Here is a 2,962-nt window from a genome sequence, read left to right on the forward strand (position 1 = left end):
GGTACTCAATGCGTTTCATGAGCAATTTATTCTTGCTACTACGCCGCGCCCCAGTGACGCCGCCCATCTAGCCAACGTGACACTTCCATTAGGCCGCGCCAATGCCGCAGGGGTGCACGCACCCATCGCCTTGGGGGCACTCGGCAGCATCCAGACCGGACCACCGCCACTGATCCGACAGGCCGCCGTCGCTGGGTACCGCCACGCGCTGCTCATGGACATCTCGGCACAACAGGGCGCGAATCAGGTGAATGTCTCGAGTGCCGTGCAAAAACGAATACAGTTGCTGGAGGCGCATTTGCCAGCACATATGCATATCGTTCCTATTTATAAAATGAGCCATCTCATCCAGTCCAGTTTGAGCGATGTCTGGATCGCACTTGGTCTGGGGACGGGCATTGCTTTCTTGATCGTATTCCTTTTCCTGGGGCGCTGGGACGGAGCTGTTGCCACCCTGGCCGTAGTACCTCTGGCCGTGGCGGCCACTATGCTGGCCCTGCACGCCTTGGGTTTTGGTATCAATATCATGACGCTTGGTGGGATCACCGCAGCGATTGGGGCGCTGGTTGATCATGCCATCGTAATCGTCGAGCGCGGTATTCATGGGCTCGAAGGGGATGCCGAGACGCGTCGCGAACAGGCTCTGCGTCGCATACGCGATATTCTGCCATTGATGACCATGGCAACCCTGACCTCCTGTATTATCTTCCTACCGTTGATTTTTCTTTCTGGCACCATTGGTTTGCTGTTCCGGTCGATGGCGATGGCGATTGTCATAGCCCTCGTGACCTCACAAATCATTGCCATTGTCGTTACGCCCATTTTTGCCATGTGGATTGCCACGCGTGCAAAACATTTTCATCGCCTGCCTGGAGAACGCTGGCTGCGCCGTCATTACGGACGGTTGCTCGTGGCTGGTATGCGCCGTCCCTGGTTGGCGGTACCGGTAGTTCTGGTGATGGCGCTCGTAGCCGGGATCGGCGCCACCCAGTTGCCTACGGCTTTCTTGCCCCACTGGGATGAAGGAATCTTTGTGGTGCCTTATCGTACGCCGGTGGGCAGTGGCATTGGGGAAACCATGCGCGTTGGTCGAGACTTTATGCGCATCGCCCTGGAAAATCCGAATGTGGAGCGGGTTGATCTGGTCGCGGGCCGTGGCCTGGGTAATGCGTATGCGACGCCGAATAAGGGGGCATTGACCATATTACTGAAAGCTCATCGTACACAGAGCACCGAAGTGGTGATGCGCAGTCTGCGTCACAAACTGCGAAAAGCCGCACCAGATCTGACAACCTTAGAGACTATGCAGGTAATGATCAATCGGCTAGGTAATTTGTCTGGTTCGCACGCGCCACTGGTTATTAAACTCTTTGGCAGCAGTTCTGCTATCCTCCATAAAGCTGGCCTGCATCTGACCAATGCACTGGAGGCCAGTCATGACTTCCAGTCGATCGTCCTCAAATCCCCATCAGCAGGACCGGAACTCGCTATTCATCCGAGTGCGCTGGCCAACATGGAGGATTTTACACCACAAACCCTTTCCAGCGAGATCAAGACCCGCTACTGGGGTCGACGTGCTGGATTTCTGTTACACGGGGAGCAGATTTTACCCATCCGGGTGGAAGTGGAGGGGTCTAAAAGTAGAAATCTAGCCAATTTTGGCGGGATGTTACTGCGCCTACCCAATGGCACACTCGCTCCGCTCTCACAAGTTGCTCACGTGCAACCGCTGGGCATGGTACCCTATGTGACCCACCAAAATCTCGTGCCCTATGCCGCCATCAAACTCAGTCCCAAAGCGGGTGAAGGTTTGTCTCAAGCGGCAGCAAGAGCCAACCAGATCATTGCTGATGCGCACTTACCGCCGGGAGTAACCAGCCATATCGGCGGTTATTATCACGAGCAACAAAAAAGTTTTCAGCAAATGACGGTCATTCTGATCGGCGCATTGCTAATTCTGCTGATTCTTTTGGGTTTTCAGTTTGGTAGCCAGAAAGCGGCGACGGTGGCTATTTTTTCCATAGCGCTGGCGGCACCAGGCGCATTGATCTTATTGATGATTACCCATACAGCACTGGACAGCACCGCATTTCTGGGTATTTTGCTGGTCTTTGCCATCGCCGTGAATAATGTCATTTTGGTCTTTGCCCGTGCCCGGCAGCTGGACGGTAATCATCCCCGTCCAGCAAGCGTGGTCTTCGCTGCACATCAGCGCCTGCGGCCCATCCTGATGACGATGCTGGCCGATGTCTTTGGCTTTCTGCCCCTCGCCATTGGTATCGGGCGCGGAACCGATCTACTGCAACCCCTGGCTATTTCGGTCATGGGCGGACTGGCACTAGGAACAGTGATGACCTTATGGTTGGCCCCGGTGTTATATGTCGCATGGACGACAAAAAGACCAAAAATTAGCAATTAGCAATTAGCAATTAGCAATTAGCAATTAGCAATTAGCAATTAGCAATTCTAACAGCAAGATTATTAAGAAAGATTCACCATGTCTAGTGGATCTGTTGTCTTGTTAATAGAGGACATTAATAACAGTTCCAAACAACGAGCCCCATGACAAGCGGCTCGTTTTGTTTTGGCTGTTAAGGTGCGCCAGGCCCTCCAGGGGGAGGTCCACCTGGCCCACCCGGTGGAGGCGGTCCACCCATAGGTCCTTGGTGGGGTGGCTGTTGAGGTCCAGGTCCTCCAGCCCCCCCTTGTGGCGGCCCTCCTCTCGGGCCAGATTGAGGCCCTTGCGGGGGTCCTCCTGCTGGTCCTGGCTGGAACCGAGGCCCTCCATGGCCAGGACCTGGTCTTCCGGGTGGTGGGGGTGGGCCTTGCTGTGGGCCGAATCCCGGTCCACCCGGTTGCGGACCCTGTGGTGGTCTCCCTGGGGGCCCAAAGCCTGATCGACCTGGAGGACCAGGCGGGGGTGGTTGCGGTGCGCCAGATGGTGGAGGCGGTGGGGGCTGTA

Annotated in this window: 2 protein-coding genes; one reads left to right on the forward strand and one right to left on the reverse strand. The window is 55.6% G+C overall.

Going from position 1 to position 2,962, the window contains the following annotated elements; all coding sequences use genetic code 11:
* On the forward strand, window positions 1-2,419 hold a 2,419-nt coding region (locus BLW97_RS17750), incomplete at its 5' end, for an efflux RND transporter permease subunit (protein WP_075324133.1).
* Between the two features lie 102 nt (window positions 2,420-2,521).
* Here BLW97_RS17750 and BLW97_RS19560 read toward each other — a convergent pair.
* The coding region (locus BLW97_RS19560; protein ID WP_158025230.1) for a hypothetical protein at window positions 2,522-2,962 on the reverse strand (441 nt) is incomplete at its 5' end.

It is taken from the genome of Acidithiobacillus albertensis (assembly GCF_001931655.1).
Lineage (GTDB): Bacteria > Pseudomonadota > Gammaproteobacteria > Acidithiobacillales > Acidithiobacillaceae > Acidithiobacillus > Acidithiobacillus thiooxidans.